The sequence below is a fragment of the Psychrobacter sp. H27 genome (genome assembly GCF_059072655.1).
The window spans coordinates 2,649,291-2,666,244 of record NZ_JCACRX010000001.1 but is presented as its reverse complement, the minus strand read 5'-3'; the positions used below and the strand labels follow the sequence as shown (position 1 = coordinate 2,666,244).

The following is a 16,954-nucleotide window of genomic DNA, read 5'->3' as shown; positions in this document are numbered from 1 at the left end:
TATCGTATAATAAGAAGGCTTGACACCCAGAGCGGGTGGTCATTGATTTACTATAATAAGGAATAATCATGTATTTTTTACTCTCCCCTGCCAAATCTTTGAATGAGACAGACGATATACCTGTGAATCTCGGTAACTACTATGGTCAGCCAGAGCTTATCGAGCACTCTCAGTCATTAATGAAAATACTAAAGTCAAAAGAGCCTTTTGATTTACAAGAATTGATGAGTATCTCTGATGATCTTGCACAACTGAACGCGGCGCGTAATCAGCAATGGAGCTGGAGCAAGGATAAGCCGTTTACTGATAACAGCACTGACGACGCTAACAATGCAGCCAAGCCTGCAGGGTATTTATTCGACGGTGATGTCTATACTGGTCTTGATATGTATCATATGGATAAAGATACCGCCATCTATGTTAATGAGCATCTGGGGATTTTGTCTGGGTTATACGGTGTGTTAAAGCCACTGGATCTTATCCAGCCTTATCGCTTGGAGATGGGTACCAAGCTTAAAAACGAACGTGGTGATAATCTATATGAGTTTTGGGGCGAGGAAGTGACTGACGTTATCAATACTCGTATGGCAGATAGCGATGACAAAACATTGATTAATTTAGCTTCCAATGAATACTTCAAGGCGGTAAAGAAAAAAGCACTAAAGGCAGACATCATCACCCCGCGATTCGAAGATGAGAAAAATGGTCAATACAAGGTCATTAGCTTTTATGCCAAAAAGGCACGCGGCTTGATGGTCAAGTACGCAGCAGACAATAAGCTCACTACTGCTGAGCAGCTAAAGCAGTTTGATTTGGCAGGCTATTACTATTGTGCAGAAGCATCTGATAATAAGACGTGGACGTTTAGACGAGATGCGGCGGATCAGTAACTTGATATAAAAGCGATATTTACTACAGTCACTAGAAGTCACTAAAAGCATTTCGTTCAGTGCTTCTAGTGACTGCATAAAACATCTCTTAGTTAAACGTATGGATAGTTAAACGTATGAACGGATTACAACAATCCTTCTTGTGCCATCATCTCCTGTACCGAGGCGCGGTTTAGCATGGCTTGATAGTGTGCATTTAGGTGTGTCCAGTCTTGTGCTCGACTGGAATATCGCTGACTCCAGTGAGCAATCATAAATAAATGAAAATCAGCCCCACTTAATTTATCACCCAACAACCATGGACCCTGATTAGCTAACTCCTTTTCAACAATATCCCAGCAGTGGGCTAGCGTATCATTTGCTTTATCTTTCACTTGCTGCAAATTGCGCTCACCGCTGATGTACTGTTCGGGATGTGCCCAGCGATTAGCGGCTTCTTGTAGTGTAGAAGACATCCAAAACAAGTACTGGTAATAGACACCGCGCTTAGGTGATCCTGTGTCAGGCGCTAGCCCAGACTCAGGATGCTGATCTAGTACATACATTAAAATTGCCGCAGACTCATAAATGATCTGCCCCTGATGGATTAACGTAGGTACTTTACCATTTGGATTGATGGCTAGATACTCAGCTGATTTTTGCATGTTTTTAGACAGGTCTATTTCTATCATCTCATAAGACGCGCCTAGCTCTTCAAAGACAGCATGGGTCGCCATGTTAGCGCCGCCCTTATCCCAATATAAAGTATAAATAGTCGTGTCCTTCTTGCTGTGGCGATTATCGAATAAAACCATTGTACTAAGTTATAAAAATTATGCTCTAACGTGAAATAATCGACATGATAGCATCAGCCAATTGAGGAATTTCCGTCATTTTCAAACCGGCAATATTGATTCTGCCATTTGGCATGCCGTAAATCGCGAACTCATCTTGCAATATGAGCATTTGACTCTCTGTTAACGGTAGTAGAGAAAACATACCTTTTTGATGCGAGATGTCCAAAAACTCTGCAGGTGCACCCCTATCCTTTAATGCTGTGCCTAACGCTTGGCGAATAGTATCGACCCTATCACGGTAGCTTGCCAGCTCGACTAGCCAAGCATCTGGGCTGTCTAACAAATAAGACGCCACTGCGGCACCGTGATTGGGCGGCATAGAGTAATTGGCACGTGTGATGGTTTCTAAAAGTGTCTGTATGTCTGCGTGACGCTCATGATTCGTCGTTACCACCGTGGCGATACCTGTACGCTCATTGTATAGTCCCATGTTTTTTGAACAGCTGGCAGCGATAAATGCAAAATCAGCGTCTTCGATCATTAAACGAAGCCCTGCAGCATCGCTATCAGGATCATCTCCAAAACCTTGATATGCCATATCAATAAACGGGACAATATTTTTCTGTTTACACTTATCAGAAAACAGTTGCCACTGCTCTAAAGAAGGATCTATACCCGTAGGATTGTGGCAGCACGCATGCAATAGCAGCACGTCCCCCTCTTTTGCTTCTTCTAGCGCGGTAAAACACGCATCAATGTCTAACTGACCATTTTTATTTTGCCATGGATACGTCTCAACCGTTAACCCAGCACCTTGCATCAGCGGACGATGATTGATATAGCCTGGGTCACTGATCCAAACGGTTGAATCTGGAGCAAGCGTGGCGATCAAGTCAGCAATGAGTCGTAGCGCCCCTGATGCCCCAACCGTCTGAATCGTGCATTGGTTTTTTAGACTTTCACTCTCACCCAGTACAAGTTTTGCCATTTGTTGATTAAAATTAGCGTTACCCGATAGCATGCCATAAGCCTTTGAATGCGCTTGGTGAGCAAGATGTACTTCTGCCTCTTTCACAGTTTTCATCACAGGCGTATCACCATGCTCGTCTCGGTAAACACCAACCAATAGATCTATTTTATGTTTGCGTTGGTCAGCGCGAAACCTACCTAACAATGCCCACAGTGGATCACCATTGATAACAGGCATATTATCTAACATCATGATATTTCCTTAATTAGTTTATTTTGCTCGATTGGACAAGATGACACCAATAGTACTGAGTACGATGCCGCCTATCATAATGACTGATAGAGACTCATTGAGTATCAGCGCAGCCAGTATAGCGGTTAGTCCTGGAGACAAAGAGCCAAATAATAACGTACGAATGGAGCCCAATTGTTTGACAGCATAAGAGAATGCAATAGTTGATACTACTCCTACACCAAGGCCTTGTACTAGGATAAATGGAAGCGCATCATCAAAAGATACAGACCCTATATTGGTCTCCACAATACCCGATAGAACCATTATTAATGTTAGAAAAAAAGAGGTATAAGAGAGCACGATAGCGATAGCTATTGGACTCAATTTGGTGCTTTTTAACCCTAAGGTAAAACCTGCCCAAATCAAGCTTGCCGTTAATAATAACCCCACGCCGTACTGCAGACTATTTGGTATTGCCTGTGCGTGTCCGCCAATCATAGTAGCGATACCAAAGAGAATAAGCATTAATGCGGCAAATTTTCTTAATGATATTCGCTGACGATAAAAAACAAAAGACAATAATGCGGCAAAGAAGACTGGCGTACCTGTCAAAATAGTACCCATGTAAGCTGCTGGCACCGTGCTGGCACCAAAAGCCGCCAACAAAAGAAAAGGCACGCCGCCAAGTAAAATAAACATGATATCTGGCAGTCTTATGTTTTTGATTTCATGCCAACTAGAGAGTACCCAAGGAGTCAATAAGACCAGCGGTACACTAAAGCGAATAAGCATGACATCGGCAATGCTCAGCGACGATGCCCCAACCGCTCGTACAGTCAATGCAAATCCTGACCAAATCAACAATACGACGCTCATAGCCACATAGCCTTTGGTTAATGGCGACATAATGAACAAAGGATTTTTGCGCGATGAGGGGTGAAATATCGTATTCATAGTCGTGTCTTATACTGGTATACAAAGACCAATTATCGATTAAAATACGCGCTTTTATCTCTATTTATTCATTGCAATTTTGCAAATATTTGGTGGATAATGCCAATTAAATCAAAATTATTGGCTTAAAAAGCCAAAGGATAAGTTATGGACAAAATCGACCGTCATATTTTGGAAGTGCTCCAAAAAGAAGCGCGCTTATCTACGGCGGAGCTGTCCGAACGCGTAGGGCTGTCGCCGTCTCCTTGTGCCCGGCGTCTAAAACGTCTGGAGGATGAAGGTTATATAGAGAACTATCAAGCGAATATAAATAAAGCCAAAGCAGGCATTATGATGAGTTTCTTTGTGGAGGTCAGTCTCAACAACCACCAAGAAGACTCTATTGCAGCTTTTGAGCAAGCCCTATCCAATATGGATGAGGTAATTAACGGACATGTGGTATCGGGTTCTTATGATTATTTATTGGAAGTGGTTAGCCCCAATCTCGATGGCTATGAGCGCTTCACACGTAAGCTAAATAAGCTTGCTAGCGTAAAAGATATACATACTCATTTATCAGTGAGAAAGGTAATTAAAAAGACGACTCTACCTATTTTTGTGTGAGATTTTTTTATACCGTCTAGCAGCACAATGTCTCACTTAATCATTAGTGAGTAGCAAGACCCATAATAAGCTTATTTGGATTTGATAGAATATTGCTATGATAAAAGGTCTGATAGTAAAACATGGATGTTTAGACAAGATATGTAGATCAATAAAGGATTTAATGAGCATTAACTATAAAGCCCTAATATAAAAATATTATTAGGGCTTTATTTTAGAAGGATAAGTAAGTCGTTCATAGTAGGTCGCTTATTAACAATTAATTTGTATTTACAGTATTACAGGGAAAACTCAACTTCTATTTTGATGGGACGTTTTAAATGGATAGTGACTTTTATATTAATAGAAGCCGCTTCTGGTGGCTCATTTTCTAAAGCGCCGTCAACGATGTGAGCGATTTTCATTGCTTCTACCTCTTTAAGCTCAAAGCCATTTGCTTTGGCACCTCTCATAACTTTTTCATAAATTTCTTTTTCGCTTGTATAGCGCTCTTTATTGTTAAATGATAACTGCATAACTTTAGAGTGGGCAACGCTAGACATCTCCATCGGCTTTTGCATTTTAAACCTGTCTAAACTAGGATCAGCTGAACTATTAGCAGAAGCTAACACTAGAGCTGACGCTACCATTGCAATTGGTAAGATTTTCATTTTAAGTTCCTTTTAAGTTGATTTCTTATAAATTGGAATGCTACTAGCGAATATATTCGCTATAACAACTATATCTCAATCAACTGTTAATTGAAAATTTAAATTCAAATTAGTAATACTAATATTCTTTGATGGTATACAATTTTAATTGCCTAATTCTATTGTCTTTTTTCTGCATAGTATTCGGTACTTTATTGGATCAAACATAAAAAAGCCCTGCTATCTTTCGATAACAGGGATTTTGGTGGTTAAAACACTTTTACTATAGTAGTTATATTTATAGTGAAAAGCATTTTATGGGTTGACTGAAGCAGTACGACTAGGCAACCGAGTAAAGATTGTACTTATAGTACATTGAACGAGGTTAACAACGTCGTACAAATTCAGTCTAGGCATAAATTACATCATGCCGCCCATTCCACCCATACCGCCCATTCCACCAGCACCGCCCATGCCAGCCATACCGTCATCTTTTTCTGGTAGGTCAGTAATCATGGCTTCGGTAGTCAGCATTAGGCCAGCAACAGAGGCAGCGTTTTCTAGTGCTGAGCGTGATACTTTTGCTGGATCAAGGATACCCATCTCAAGCATATCGCCGTATTCGCCAGAAGCAGCATTGTAACCGTAGTTACCCGTACCGTTTTTCACTTCGTTAACCACCACTGATGCTTCTTCGCCAGCGTTGGTTACGATTTGACGTAATGGTGCTTCCATCGCGCGACGTAGAATATTGATACCTGCGTCTTGGTCATCGTTGTCGCCTTTTAGCTCAGACAATGCGTTCATCGCACGAACTAATGCAACACCGCCGCCAGGTACAACGCCTTCTTCAACCGCAGCACGAGTGGCATGTAGCGCATCGTCAACACGGTCTTTCTTCTCTTTCATTTCGGTTTCAGTTGCTGCACCGACTTTGATTACTGCTACGCCGCCTGCCAATTTAGCAACACGCTCTTGTAGCTTTTCTTTATCATAATCAGAAGTAGATTCAGCGATCTGACGGTTGATAGACTCAACACGGTTTTCAATGTCAGCTTTGTTACCAGCGCCATCAACGATTACAGTGTTTTCTTTACCAACAGTGACTTTTTTCGCCGTACCCAATTGCTCAAGAGTCGCAGTTTCTAAGCTCAAACCAATCTCTTCAGAGATTACGGTGCCGCCAGTTAGCGTTGCGATATCTTCTAGCATGGCTTTACGACGATCGCCAAAACCTGGTGCTTTAACGGCACAAGTTTTCAAGCCGCCACGCATGTTGTTTACAACTAGGGTTGCCAATGCTTCGTTTTCTACGTCTTCAGCAATGATAAGCAATGGCTTGCTTTGCTGCATGACTTGCTCAAGTAATGGCACGATTTCACGAATATTGCTGATTTTTTTGTCAACCAATAGGATATATGGGTTTTCAAATTCAGCAGTTAGGCTGTCTTGCTTATTGGCAAAGTACGGGCTGATATAACCACGGTCAAACTGCATACCTTCGACAACTTCTAGGGTATCTTCAAAGCTTGAACCTTCTTCAACAGTGATAACGCCTTGCTTACCCACTTTTTGCATCGCTTGCGAGATCAACTCACCGATTTTGGTGTCTGAGTTAGCAGAGATAGACCCTACTTGCGCGATAGCTTTTTCGTCATCAGCAGGCGTTGATAAGTTATGGATTTCTTGCACTGCAGCACGAACAGCTTTATCAATACCGCGCTTTAGATCCATTGGGTTCATGCCAGCAGCTACTGATTTCATACCTTCTTGCAAGATTGACTGAGCCAATACGGTCGCAGTCGTTGTACCATCACCAGCGACATCATTAGTGCGGCTAGCCACTTCACGAACCAACTGTGCGCCCATATTTTCGAATTTGTTTTCAAGCTCGATTTCTTTGGCAACCGATACACCATCTTTAGTGATGGTAGGTGCGCCAAATGATTTATCGATAACGACGTTACGACCTTTAGGGCCTAGAGTGACACGTACTGCATTTGCTAGAACGTTTACGCCGTCCATCATTTGTTTGCGGGCATCAATGCCGAATTTTACGTCTTTTGCCATGTTAAATTACTCCACTATTATAAGTATGAGAATACAATGAGATGATTTATTCTTATCGAGAGTCGATATTAGATATGCGCTAAATGTGAAACCACACTCAAAGGGAATTAACCTTCCAGCACACCTAATACATCAGACTCTTTCATGATCAATAACTCTTCGCCGTCAACTTTTACGGTTTGACCAGCATACTGACCGAACAATACTTTGTCGCCAGCTTTTACGTCTAATGCACGAGTTTCGCCGTTGTCACGAACTTGACCATTACCAACAGCAATCACTTCACCTTGTGAAGGTTTCTCTTGGGCAGAACCCGGTAATAAGATACCACCAGCAGTTTTTGTTTCTTCTTCTATGCGGCGGACGACGATACGGTCATGTAAAGGACGAATGTTCATCGATATGACTCCAAAAATTAGTTGTTTGAATAAAGGGTTTATTTGAATTAATAGTCTCAATACCAGTATCTATAAGCGTCGCTAATCAGTAGCAGTGCTCTAAAGATACGCTTTGAGCTTGTAACAAAAAGTGGGGGCAAGATAGGTTAGCTTCAAGTGTAAAGCTCAAAAATTTACAAGATTATTCTACTGATTATTAATAGCCCTCAAGAGAAATGAAGCCCAGTAGAGACCATGCGTTTTATTTACCCTCTATTGCTGGCTTTACAGCACGTTACGCCTCACCAAATTATTCCTGCTTGTAGCAACATTCGCTACAAGCACTACACGCGTCAGTCCACTGTGGCTCTTGAAAATGTAACAGAGTATGACCATTATAAGCGGTGTAAACATAACAAGAATGATCGATAAATGCTGCTATATCAGCATCATATTACTAAAGAGGTATCTATGAGTTTGACATCACTGCACAAAAAACCACTGCACAACAAGTCTAATAATACGACACGCAAACCATCTAAGTTTTTATCTGCCTTAATGACAGGGATCAGTATTTCTACCATTGGAGCCTTAAGTATGACCGCACCCACGCTTGCCAGCGCAAAGACCGTTCAGCCATCGACTGCCGATTATAGCTTTACGGTTGAAGACAAATACAAGGGATCGGCGACTCGTACGCTAAGTAAGTCCGGTAGCACGTGGAAATACAACGTAAAGGCACGCGTCGCTGGGGTGGCTAGTGCTTCGCAAAACAGTACCTTTACGATCAATGGTAATAACGTCAGTCCTACGCAGGCGAGCACTACTTATAAGCTACTAGGTCTTGGTCGCACGCATAAGCTGGACTTTAACCCAAGTGCCAAAAAAGTCACTAGCAACTATAAAGGCAAAACCACGACCATGAATATGTCGCAGCAAGCCTTTGATGACTTAAGTCTCGAGGTACAAATTCGCCAAGACCTATTAAATGGTAAGTTCTCTGGTAATTACTACATGGCAAAGAAAAACAAAGTCGAGAAGACGCCATTTAAGAAATCAGGTAATACCAAGATTACTGTACCAGCTGGTACCTTTGATACCGTGCGTGTTGACCGCGTCCACGATGATGACAGCCGCTCTACCAGTTTTTGGTTAGCCCCCAGCTTAGACTACTTGCCTATCAAGGTAAGCCAGATTAATGATGGCAAAAAAATGGATTTAGAATTGACCAAGGTCAACTAATACCAGTAGGCACAATAATCGTTTTATCGTATTAAAAAAGCGGCGTCCTATGTAGGACGCCGCTTTTTTTGTTCCAAGTCTGTGTCTTAATGAAACCTGTTCACGATAAATAAAGGTTCTTGGATAATATAGAAATGCTAGCGAGAGCGCGGTTGCTTAACGACATTATTCATTGACGGTAGACGTTTTAGCAAAATGAACAACCAGACATTGATAGCAAATAATAGCACAAAGTCGCTCAAATATACGGCTATCTCAGAACAGCTACTGCCGTATATACGAGTGAAAAGCACCACCCCACTTGCGCCCAGATAGACAAGCGTAAACATACTGCCTACCAATAGAGCATAAGGCGAGCGCCCACGCAGTATCCATGGTGTCAAGATAAATGCGGGCACAAGCCATAACGCTTGCCAAGCAATACCGCCAATGATGTCAGGACTACTTGGATTGAACACACTGATAAAGACAGGTAATCCAATCATTCTATAAACAAGCCATATCAACCAAGTAACCGTCAAGCGTTTTGCAATAGGTGCGATAGGCTTGGCAGCTTTTAGGGTCTTACTGTCAGAACGGTTTGTGGCCATTAGAGGTATGTATTTCCTAGATTAATATTTGGCTGTCAGCGCCCAACAATAAGTCGCTAATCATGCAATTCTTATATAAGCGCTGCATGACAGTAAATAAATGACAATACAAACTATAAAAGAGTCGGTTAACGACCCCAGTTCGCTTGTGCTAAAGCAGTAGCTGTAATTGCCAAACGGTGACCCTGTGCAACCCCGAGCTCGCGCTCATCAGCTGATATTGGCTGATCATGAGAGGCGCCGCTGACATGACTGGCACCATAAGGCGTACCACCGCGATCAGTACGATTCAGCGCAGGCTCAGCATAAGGGACGCCCACAATCATCATACCGTGATGCATCAATGGTAACATCATTGTCAGCAACGTGGTCTCTTGACCACCATGCATAGAGCCTGTCGCGGTAAATACGGACGCTGGCTTATTTTGTAGGTTTCCTGCTAACCAAAGCGTTACAGTATTGTCCCAAAAGTACTTCATGGGCGCTGCCATATTACCAAAGTGCGTTGGGCTACCGAGCGCCAAACCGCTACAGTCTTTTAGGTCATCCATCGTACAGTATAGGTCGCCTTCATCAGGTATCGCAGGCTTGCTCGACGTAGTCTCAGGCGCAACTGTCGGTACTGTGCGGATACGGGCTGTCATGCCAGCATCTTCGATCCCTTGAGCGATAGCATATGCCAATGTCTTCGTCGTACCATAGTTAGAATAATAGAGCACCAAAACATAAGGGGCGGTCTGACTCATTGGCAACACTTCCTTATAAAATTATCAACGTTAGCACTTATAACCACTGTCAGTAGTCTGATACTACCAAAACGTCTGTGTTATAGCATTGTAGGATATGGGCACATTATGCCCGAGTCATTCACTGACAGCAAATAACCCTAGTTCTTATTATAGCGAATGCCGTGCTCTATTGGTGTGCTCTGTGCATTTTGACACAATTAAACCGCAGATGATGACCGCGCATGTTTGTTACACTATTGTCACTCTTACTTTTGCTAACTGGTCGACATGGAAAAACTATCACAGAAAATCCCGTTTTTGCAGCAACGCTGGTTTCAGTTTTTGCGATTTTTGGTTCGACATTTTTTTGAAGACAACTGTCAGCAAAAAGCAGCATCGCTCACCTACACCACCATGCTGTCGATTGTGCCTGTATTAACGGTATTATTGATGATTCTATCGTCCGTACCAGCGCTCGCCTCAGTGAGAGCACAGATATATGAGGTGATTTATAGCAATCTATTGCCGCAGTCTAGCCTGCAAGTTAGTGAGTATATTAATGACTTCGCCGAAAAATCATCCAATCTGACCATCATCGGTGCCATGATTTTGTTTTTGACGACCATTCTGACACTGACCACTATTGAGCGCGCTTTTAACCAAATCTGGCGGGTAGAAAACCGTTCAGGGGGTCTCAAAAGTATGATGCGCTATTGGACGATCGTAACCTTAGGACCGTTGGTATTGGGTACAGCTTTCATTGCCTCTAGTACCGTTCAAAGTCTGAGTTTTCTCAATCGACAAATCGCAGGTTACGGTATTGATTGGGGGTTTTGGGTACAGGCTGTATCGATTGGTATCACTGTCGCAGGCTTTATCGGTATGTATTGGTTCATACCGAAAGCACGCGTGCCCATAAAAAATGCAGCCATTGCTGGTGTATTTGTCGCCATCGTTTTTGAGCTGATGAAGCATCTGTTTGGTACTGTGATGGCCAACTTCACCAGCTACGAGGCGATTTATGGAGCATTTGCAGCGCTTCCTATATTCTTACTATGGATATTTCTGTCGTGGAACCTTATCTTGCTAGGCGTTGAAATCAGTTATACCTTGACTATTTTTGAGACGGAAGAGGTCTATCCTCGACATCCATTACTTAGCTTGCTGGATATGCTGAACTTGGTATACACCCATCATCTAAAAGGCGAAGCGGTCAGCGAACAAGCGCTGCGCAATGTACTGGGGAGAAAAGAGCTGCCTAAATGGTATACCTATATCAACTACCTACAGGACAGTAATCTCATCACCATGACAGAAGACGATGACTATGTACTCAAAAAAGACTTAAGTACAATGACGTTATGGGACTTTTATCGTACGCTGCCCTATCCGCTACCGATCAAAGACGAGCTTGATGAGATGAAGTTAGAGGACCAGAAACCTTGGCTCAGCCTACTAGTAGATCGCTTTGAGCATACCGAAGCCTATGCCAAGCAGCAACTGCATCTACCGCTAAATGCTATTTTTGCCAATAGTGAACCGCGCAAAAAATCTGCTTCTGGCAAAAAAGGAAGTCATGCTAAATTATTTAGAAAAACGGCAGCAGCGGACGCGTCTTTAACGCGAAACAACTTGGATAAAAGCGGTGCGTATAGAGAGCATTCAAATAACACAAACAGTAAAGCATCACCGCATTTCGACCCTATTGCCTATGACAAAGACAGTAGTGTCGATTACGATGATCACAATAATGAAGCCGTTATTCCCATAGGCTCTACTGAGCACTCGGATAAGACGGAATCAAACAGACGTGGCTATAAGCATGCTGTTATCACTGAGGCTGATAACCCAAAAGCAAACTCGTAACCCATCAACGAGCACTGAATTTAAGGTCGCTTGAATCTAAGAGCATTTGAACCCAAAAGCTTGTAGCGCGATGTTCCGACAACTCTGCGACAACAAGCCACTTTACTATTATTTTTGGATACTTTGAGTATATGGCAGCGCACAAAGACGATGACACAAGCATGTGGATCCGTACTATCAGTACCGGTCAAAACAAACTCAAACAGTTTACTCAGTTATGGTCGCTACAGACACTTACCGACTTGCCTGATCGCTTAAGAAACTTGTGGCAGCAGCTTATTGGATCTTACTGGTTTATCCCAACGGCCTGTGTGATTGTCGGTATTTTGCTTGCGCCATTACTAGTGACGATAGATCAGCACTTTGATCGTGAAAGGGTTCGAGAGATCTCTTTTGCGTTTACAGGTGATGATGATGCGGCACGCGCTATCATGACCGCTATTGCTGGTGCAGTATTGGGCGTGGCTGGCACGACGTTTTCGATTACGATTGCTGTACTGTCCATGGCCTCATCGCAGTTTGGTCCTAGGTTATTACGTAACTTTTTGACAGATACGCCAAACCAGTTTGTCCTTGGCGCCTTTATCGGCACGTTTAGCTATAGCTTACTCGTCCTAAAGTCTATTCATAAGTACGATGTGTCTTTTGGTGTACCGCAGTTAGCCGTCACCTTTGCCATTATCATGGCTATTGTTTGTGCGCTGTTGTTAGTTTATTTTGTACAGCATATGGTACATGCCATTCAGGCGTCTCACGTTATTCAAAACGCCAGTAATGATGCTTTGGCCAATATTTACTATTGGTACACCGATCAGTGTGATATCCAACATCAACGTGATGCTGAACATCATGATGTCGAACAGTTTCACAATTGGCCTGCCATGCCTATCTACTCACCACGCTCAGGCTATTTGCAGCAGATCTATCTTGAGTCACTAATAGCACTGTCGCAAGATTATGGCGGTGTGGTACAGATGCATGTCAATCTTGGCGAGTATATTACTGACAAAAACGTCATCGGGTACTTTTATCAGCGTCCAGCAGACCATCCGCACAATCAACAGAAGACCGCCACCGCGCATTTGGCTATGATACCGCGATCGCCTGATGGTATGTTTTGGCAACGCTTTGCAGGCTGCGTGCGAATCGAACAACGACTGGCTCATTCTGATGACATCGCCTACAGTTTAGGTCAAATGACTGAAATCGCGGTACGGGCATTGTCTCCTGGTATCAATGATCCAAAGACAGCTGTCAACTGCGTGCAGTCTCTGACCAGTTGCTTGAGTATCATGATGCGGCGCCAACCGCCAAGTCCTTATCATTTTTATATACCACACCCAGAGAGTGATGGTTCTGAAAATGCAGTCAAACAAAAGCGACTGGCCATACTCGCCTTAGTCACACATACACCCAAAATATCTGACTTTATCAATGTGTCGCTTGGTGAGATACGCCGTTATGCGGCGGCTGACTTAATGGTGTTAAAAGCACTGTGCCGAGCCATGGTCAATCTGAACTATGCACGGGTGAACAGTGCACAGCAGCAGACGCTACTGCATGAGCTAAAACTGGTGAAACGAGCTGGTGAAGAAAATTTGAGCTATCAAGAGTTGATAGATGATCTAATCGCTATGTGTGATCAGGCCGAGCAGTTTATTCTCAATGAGGATGCTCGGCATCAACACTTTGATTACGTCAGCGAGTTTGCTATCAATATCCGCCAAGCATTAGAATCGCAGTCAAGCTGAGTGTATGGCCAGTCAATGAAATAGAGTACTGGCTGACTTGGTGCGCCAATATTGATAGATGACAGAACAACAGTTACGTAGCACTTATAAGTCTTTGGCTTAGGGTAAATTTTATATACATACGAGACCTGCTTTATGGCATCTGCAACCAGCTTGACCATACTTGAAATCAGCGCCATATTTTTGTCAATTACTGCATCACTGACTTATATCAATCACCGTTTTATTGGCTTACCCACCACCATCGGTGTGATGGTCATCTCTATATTATTGTCTATCGGCGCGATATTTTTGGGGTTCTTGGGGTTCGATCAGCTGATTGATTATGAAGTCAGTCTGTTAGAGCAGCTTGATTTTACCGAAGTACTATTAGACGGTATGCTCTCGATGCTGCTATTTGCAGGCGCATTACACGTCAATATTAATGACCTTAGACGCTACAAGTTACCTATCGGCATACTAGCTGGTATTGGCACTGTGGTATCAGCCATGCTGATTGCCACCGCCATCTACTTTATGTTGCCATTGTTTGGTTTTGGTTTACCGTTTCTGTGGTGCTTATTATTTGGTGCGCTAATATCCCCTACCGACCCTATTGCTGTGATGGGTATTCTCTCATCAGCTGGTGCGCCAAAAAGCATCGAGACCGTCATCGCTGGTGAGTCATTGTTCAACGATGGTATCGGTGTGGTCATTTTTGTCCTGCTGCTCGGTATCCTATCCAGTGGTGATATTCCAACTGCCAACTATGTGGTACATACGTTGGCTGTCGAGGCTGGTGGCGGTGTGGTCTTTGGCTTGGTCCTTGGCGCAATTTTATACTATTTGCTCAAGAGCATAGATAGCTATCAAGAAGAGGTGCTATTGACTTTAGCTGGTGTCATTGGCGGCTATGCGCTTGCCAGCCACTGGCACTTATCAGGACCGCTCGCTATGGTTATGATGGGATTGATGGTTGGTAATCGCGGGCGGGAGCTTGCAATGAGTGATCAGACGCGTCACTACATTGACCTATTTTGGGAATTAATCGATGAGATTTTAAACGCGATTTTGTTTGTGCTCATCGGTCTAGAAGTAGTGATGATAGCTTATTCTGGCAATTTATTCATTGCAGCCGGCTTGACCATTTTGATTGCTCTGATTGCTCGGTTCATTGTGGTGGGTATGACGACCAAAACTTTTCATCGTCAATTGGACCTGCCTACTGGTGCTTGGAAAGTGCTGACATGGGGCGGACTACGTGGTGGTATTTCTGTCGCGTTAGTCCTACAACTGCCCACTGGTACAGAGCGCGATATCTTATTGGCCCTTACTTATGCCGTCGTGATATTTTCTATCTTGGTACAAGGCCTCAGCGTCGGCAAAGTTGCAAAAAGCATTCGCACAGAAGACAAAACCATAGACGTATAATCGTTAAGTGCAGTAGACATAGAAAAGCCAGTGCAAGAGCTGCCTCTTGCGCTGGCTTTTCCATGCATACAAGGGTTATATCAGACCTTTTTGTTTCATACTACGGTATACCACCATAATAATGATTAGATTAAAGATAAGTATGCCAAGCTTAAACCAATCAAATGGGCTAACAATCAGATAGTAGACCTCTATAGGAATAAATATGCCATAGCCCAGCACGCCAAACCAATACGCCCATGTCTTATCATGCCATAAGCCATACGCTTCAAGAAAACGCAGGCTGGCATAAGCAAATATCAATAATAAAAATAATAACCAGTTTTTGCTCGCCTGTTGAGCGATACGTACCGCGCTATCGATTTGCGGTGCAAGCAGCTGACCAAAAGTTTGCTCCCAAGAGTCTGTTGCTGTCTTTAGCCAATGGTCAAGATCGGTATGCCACGACCATAGTGCGCCCGCCCCCAATATCGCCCCAACGCCTTTAACCACTTCATAAACCGCTACCGCTTTGATGGGCTCACTAGCAGTGCTGTATGGTTTGTCTAGATGGTCGTCAACATCAACCTCTTTGTCCTTCGAGGATGGCGGCAAGCTGTCATCCTTTCGGGACCAATTAACCAAAGAACGTCTCCACGACTCGGCCTTGCAACTGCTGATTAAAGAATGGCGTGTTCTTGCCATTTGATAACATAGATTGTGCGGTCACTTGCCACTCGATAGTTGGATCAACCAATACAGCGCCGCCAATGGCTTCGTACTGCTCACTGATACCAGCGATTTTTGCAGGATTGAGACAGATCTTATCGACCAATTGTGCGAGTGTTAAGACCTCATCATGTACCAGCTGACACGCCAGCGCCATAAAAGTATCAAAGTTTGAGATACCAGGCGTACTCTCAGCAAATGGCGCTTTTTTTGCCGTACTGTTCAACGGCTCATGATGACTACAGATCGCATCGATAGTGCCGTCTTTTAGTCCACGGCGGATAGCTTGCTGGTCAGTATTACTACGTAGTGGTGGCAACACGTAAGCTTGTGCATTAAAGCCTTCAAGATTGTCATCGGTTAAGTACAGCTGATGCATTGCAACATCACACGTAACAGGTAGACCCTTGTCTTTTGCCCAGCGCATAAGCTCAATAGAGGACTTGCATGATAGCTGACTAAAGTGAGCGGCGATTCCAGTCTCTTCAACCATGAGCAGCTGCGTAGATAAGGCAACGGTTTCAGCAATCCAAGGAATCCCTTGTAGACCATGATAAGAGGCAATATAGCCCTCATGAGCAACCCCATCTCCAGACAGGCTTGTCTCATCAGGATAAAAGAATACCTTCATACCAAAGGTCGCTGCATATTCTAGGGTACGTAATAGCACCAAATCATTGCGAAACGGTCTGCGAGCATTAGACACAGCAATACAGCCGCCTTTTTTTAGACCTGCTATATTAGAAGGACGCTCGCCCTCTAAACCTGCAGTCAGCGCACCCAAAACGTGTAAATGAATACCACCATCACCAAGCGCACGCTCACGCAAACCCTTTAAGAGTGAACCGTTTTCTAAAATAGGATTGGTGTCTGGCGGGATAACGACATGCAAGAACCCATTACCACGAGCAGCGCTGCCTTCTGATTTTAGCGTGCCGTGTTGCTGCTGACCTGGCTCACGTAAACGAGCACATAAATCTACCAAAGGCGGTAGTAGCCATTTTTCTTGCCCAGCCTTGAGAGTAGATAGCTTGTTTATTGCAGATTGTGGTAGCGCATCTCTGAATGCTGCTGGTAAATGGTCAAGGATAGGTGCATCAGTATCAAGCATGGTAGACATAACGTTATTACCGTATCAATAAAATGAAATAAATGA

At 43.5% G+C, this 16,954-nt stretch carries 16 protein-coding genes; 6 read left to right on the top strand and 10 right to left on the bottom strand.

Annotated features, from left to right (window positions below; genetic code table 11):
- Positions 1 to 68: 68 nt before the first annotated feature.
- Positions 69 to 890, top strand: a complete 822-nt coding sequence (gene yaaA, locus AC5JPY_RS11020; protein WP_493852457.1) for a peroxide stress protein YaaA — start codon at positions 69 to 71, stop codon at positions 888 to 890.
- 125 nt (positions 891 to 1,015) lie between these two features.
- Here the strand turns inward: yaaA and AC5JPY_RS11015 are convergent, their stop codons facing one another.
- Genes AC5JPY_RS11015 through AC5JPY_RS11005 form a run of 3 tightly spaced genes read right to left on the bottom strand, consistent with a single transcriptional unit; the run spans position 1,016 to position 3,824 of the window.
- Positions 1,016 to 1,684: a glutathione S-transferase family protein gene (locus tag AC5JPY_RS11015; RefSeq protein ID WP_319052037.1), complete on the bottom strand. Its 669-nt coding sequence runs from the start codon at positions 1,682 to 1,684 to the stop codon at positions 1,016 to 1,018.
- Between the two features lie 25 nt (positions 1,685 to 1,709).
- Positions 1,710 to 2,888 carry an aromatic amino acid transaminase gene (locus AC5JPY_RS11010; RefSeq protein ID WP_319052038.1) on the bottom strand — a complete coding sequence of 393 codons (1,179 nt, stop codon included), beginning with the start codon at positions 2,886 to 2,888 and terminating at the stop codon, positions 1,710 to 1,712.
- An 18-nt stretch (positions 2,889 to 2,906) separates the two neighbouring features.
- Positions 2,907 to 3,824 (bottom strand): DMT family transporter, encoded by a 918-nt coding sequence (locus AC5JPY_RS11005; protein WP_493852456.1) that lies wholly within the window; start codon positions 3,822 to 3,824, stop codon positions 2,907 to 2,909.
- Between the two features lie 147 nt (positions 3,825 to 3,971).
- Here AC5JPY_RS11005 and AC5JPY_RS11000 point away from each other — a divergent pair, with 147 nt between their 5' ends.
- Positions 3,972 to 4,427 carry an Lrp/AsnC family transcriptional regulator gene (locus AC5JPY_RS11000; RefSeq protein ID WP_319052040.1) on the top strand — a complete coding sequence of 152 codons (456 nt, stop codon included), beginning with the start codon at positions 3,972 to 3,974 and terminating at the stop codon, positions 4,425 to 4,427.
- A gap of 278 nt (positions 4,428 to 4,705) precedes the next feature.
- On the opposite strand, the gene AC5JPY_RS10995 is transcribed toward AC5JPY_RS11000, so the two are convergent.
- From AC5JPY_RS10995 to groES, 3 genes are all read right to left on the bottom strand, one after another.
- Positions 4,706 to 5,077 (bottom strand): hypothetical protein, encoded by a 372-nt coding sequence (locus tag AC5JPY_RS10995; protein ID WP_493852455.1) that lies wholly within the window; start codon positions 5,075 to 5,077, stop codon positions 4,706 to 4,708.
- A gap of 399 nt (positions 5,078 to 5,476) precedes the next feature.
- Positions 5,477 to 7,126, bottom strand: coding sequence for a chaperonin GroEL (gene groL / locus AC5JPY_RS10990; RefSeq protein ID WP_087040787.1), 1,650 nt, complete (start codon positions 7,124 to 7,126; stop codon positions 5,477 to 5,479).
- 107 nt (positions 7,127 to 7,233) lie between these two features.
- Positions 7,234 to 7,524 carry a co-chaperone GroES gene (gene groES / locus AC5JPY_RS10985; RefSeq protein WP_058024926.1) on the bottom strand — a complete coding sequence of 97 codons (291 nt, stop codon included), beginning with the start codon at positions 7,522 to 7,524 and terminating at the stop codon, positions 7,234 to 7,236.
- 450 nt (positions 7,525 to 7,974) lie between these two features.
- On the opposite strand from groES, the gene AC5JPY_RS10980 reads away from it, so the two are divergent.
- On the top strand, positions 7,975 to 8,745 hold the full coding sequence (locus AC5JPY_RS10980; protein ID WP_493852454.1) for a DUF3108 domain-containing protein: 771 nt from the start codon (positions 7,975 to 7,977) through the stop codon (positions 8,743 to 8,745).
- A 137-nt stretch (positions 8,746 to 8,882) separates the two neighbouring features.
- On the opposite strand, the gene AC5JPY_RS10975 is transcribed toward AC5JPY_RS10980, so the two are convergent.
- Together AC5JPY_RS10975 and wrbA are read right to left on the bottom strand one after the other, a co-directional pair.
- Positions 8,883 to 9,335: a hypothetical protein gene (locus AC5JPY_RS10975; protein WP_493852453.1), complete on the bottom strand. Its 453-nt coding sequence runs from the start codon at positions 9,333 to 9,335 to the stop codon at positions 8,883 to 8,885.
- A gap of 128 nt (positions 9,336 to 9,463) precedes the next feature.
- Positions 9,464 to 10,081 carry an NAD(P)H:quinone oxidoreductase gene (gene wrbA / locus AC5JPY_RS10970; protein ID WP_319052043.1) on the bottom strand — a complete coding sequence of 206 codons (618 nt, stop codon included), beginning with the start codon at positions 10,079 to 10,081 and terminating at the stop codon, positions 9,464 to 9,466.
- A 270-nt stretch (positions 10,082 to 10,351) separates the two neighbouring features.
- On the opposite strand from wrbA, the gene AC5JPY_RS10965 reads away from it, so the two are divergent.
- The 3 genes from AC5JPY_RS10965 (at position 10,352) to AC5JPY_RS10955 (ending at position 15,090) form a co-directional block, all read left to right on the top strand.
- Positions 10,352 to 11,929 carry a YihY/virulence factor BrkB family protein gene (locus AC5JPY_RS10965; protein WP_493852452.1) on the top strand — a complete coding sequence of 526 codons (1,578 nt, stop codon included), beginning with the start codon at positions 10,352 to 10,354 and terminating at the stop codon, positions 11,927 to 11,929.
- Positions 11,930 to 12,060: 131 nt separating this feature from the next.
- The gene (locus AC5JPY_RS10960; RefSeq protein WP_493852451.1) at positions 12,061 to 13,680 is read left to right on the top strand and encodes a DUF2254 domain-containing protein; all 1,620 of its coding nucleotides are present in this window, start codon (positions 12,061 to 12,063) and stop codon (positions 13,678 to 13,680) included.
- Positions 13,681 to 13,815: 135 nt separating this feature from the next.
- Positions 13,816 to 15,090, top strand: a complete 1,275-nt coding sequence (locus AC5JPY_RS10955; RefSeq protein ID WP_493852450.1) for a cation:proton antiporter — start codon at positions 13,816 to 13,818, stop codon at positions 15,088 to 15,090.
- 75 nt (positions 15,091 to 15,165) lie between these two features.
- Here the strand turns inward: AC5JPY_RS10955 and AC5JPY_RS10950 are convergent, their stop codons facing one another.
- A complete protein-coding gene (locus AC5JPY_RS10950) occupies positions 15,166 to 15,684 on the bottom strand; it encodes a DUF2127 domain-containing protein (RefSeq protein WP_493852449.1) in 519 nt (172 codons plus the stop codon).
- A 22-nt stretch (positions 15,685 to 15,706) separates the two neighbouring features.
- Complete coding sequence (locus AC5JPY_RS10945; protein ID WP_493852448.1) at positions 15,707 to 16,918, bottom strand: dihydroorotase; 1,212 nt, start codon at positions 16,916 to 16,918, stop codon at positions 15,707 to 15,709.
- Positions 16,919 to 16,954: the final 36 nt, after the last annotated feature.

What these genes read in the sequence shown, in the direction of transcription:
- AC5JPY_RS10965 (WP_493852452.1), top strand. Translation starts at nt 10,352, where the DNA reads ATGGAAAAACTATCACAGAAAATCCCGTTTTTGCAGCAACGCTGGTTT.
- wrbA (WP_319052043.1), bottom strand. Translation starts at nt 10,081, where the DNA reads ATGAGTCAGACCGCCCCTTATGTTTTGGTGCTCTATTATTCTAACTAT.
- AC5JPY_RS11010 (WP_319052038.1), bottom strand. Translation starts at nt 2,888, where the DNA reads ATGATGTTAGATAATATGCCTGTTATCAATGGTGATCCACTGTGGGCA.
- AC5JPY_RS10945 (WP_493852448.1), bottom strand. Translation starts at nt 16,918, where the DNA reads ATGTCTACCATGCTTGATACTGATGCACCTATCCTTGACCATTTACCA.
- AC5JPY_RS11005 (WP_493852456.1), bottom strand. Translation starts at nt 3,824, where the DNA reads ATGAATACGATATTTCACCCCTCATCGCGCAAAAATCCTTTGTTCATT.
- AC5JPY_RS10975 (WP_493852453.1), bottom strand. Translation starts at nt 9,335, where the DNA reads ATGGCCACAAACCGTTCTGACAGTAAGACCCTAAAAGCTGCCAAGCCT.
- yaaA (WP_493852457.1), top strand. Translation starts at nt 69, where the DNA reads ATGTATTTTTTACTCTCCCCTGCCAAATCTTTGAATGAGACAGACGAT.
- AC5JPY_RS11015 (WP_319052037.1), bottom strand. Translation starts at nt 1,684, where the DNA reads ATGGTTTTATTCGATAATCGCCACAGCAAGAAGGACACGACTATTTAT.
- AC5JPY_RS10980 (WP_493852454.1), top strand. Translation starts at nt 7,975, where the DNA reads ATGAGTTTGACATCACTGCACAAAAAACCACTGCACAACAAGTCTAAT.
- AC5JPY_RS11000 (WP_319052040.1), top strand. Translation starts at nt 3,972, where the DNA reads ATGGACAAAATCGACCGTCATATTTTGGAAGTGCTCCAAAAAGAAGCG.
- groL (WP_087040787.1), bottom strand. Translation starts at nt 7,126, where the DNA reads ATGGCAAAAGACGTAAAATTCGGCATTGATGCCCGCAAACAAATGATG.
- AC5JPY_RS10995 (WP_493852455.1), bottom strand. Translation starts at nt 5,077, where the DNA reads ATGAAAATCTTACCAATTGCAATGGTAGCGTCAGCTCTAGTGTTAGCT.
- AC5JPY_RS10960 (WP_493852451.1), top strand. Translation starts at nt 12,061, where the DNA reads ATGGCAGCGCACAAAGACGATGACACAAGCATGTGGATCCGTACTATC.
- AC5JPY_RS10955 (WP_493852450.1), top strand. Translation starts at nt 13,816, where the DNA reads ATGGCATCTGCAACCAGCTTGACCATACTTGAAATCAGCGCCATATTT.
- groES (WP_058024926.1), bottom strand. Translation starts at nt 7,524, where the DNA reads ATGAACATTCGTCCTTTACATGACCGTATCGTCGTCCGCCGCATAGAA.